The sequence below is a fragment of the Gilvimarinus gilvus genome (assembly GCF_030518155.1).
GTDB lineage: Bacteria > Pseudomonadota > Gammaproteobacteria > Pseudomonadales > Cellvibrionaceae > Gilvimarinus > Gilvimarinus gilvus.
In genome coordinates, this window is sequence record NZ_JAULRU010000233.1 from 1 (window position 1) to 379 (window position 379).

Consider the following 379-nt stretch of genomic DNA (forward strand, 5'->3'; position numbering starts at 1 on the left):
CGCATATCGTATCCGCACAGTTATAAGCTGGAATATAAATAGATACGCGAGGTACTTCATGGAAGTCTTTCTTTATCTTGCTCAGATGTCTGTAGTAAGGACAGATCGTACTAAAAAGCTCCCCACTTAGTTCTTTGCCGGCACTTCGATCTGTTTCATTTTCTCCTCCCTCTGGCTCTTGATGAAAGGCAAGCGCATCCATCACGGGCACAATATACTTTCCGTAGTTGAAGAACCGATACCCTAACTCTGTATCCTCAAAGCCCCAAGATACGAATCGCTCATCAAAGCCACCTACAGCGTCAAAGTTGCGTTTCGAGAAAGCTACGTTCCCGCTCGCGAACGTCCTGAAGGGTACTGGCTCTGTACGCAGATTTTG

1 protein-coding gene and 1 pseudogene are annotated in these 379 nt (G+C 46.4%); both read right to left on the reverse strand.

The features are described from left to right. A partial coding sequence (locus QWI17_RS03225) for a hypothetical protein (protein WP_302721063.1) occupies positions 1 to 211 on the reverse strand: 211 nt, incomplete at its 3' end. A gap of 21 nt (positions 212 to 232) precedes the next feature. After that, positions 233 to 373: pseudogene (locus QWI17_RS23595) on the reverse strand (galactosyltransferase-related protein); the annotation flags it as partial. Positions 374 to 379: the final 6 nt, after the last annotated feature.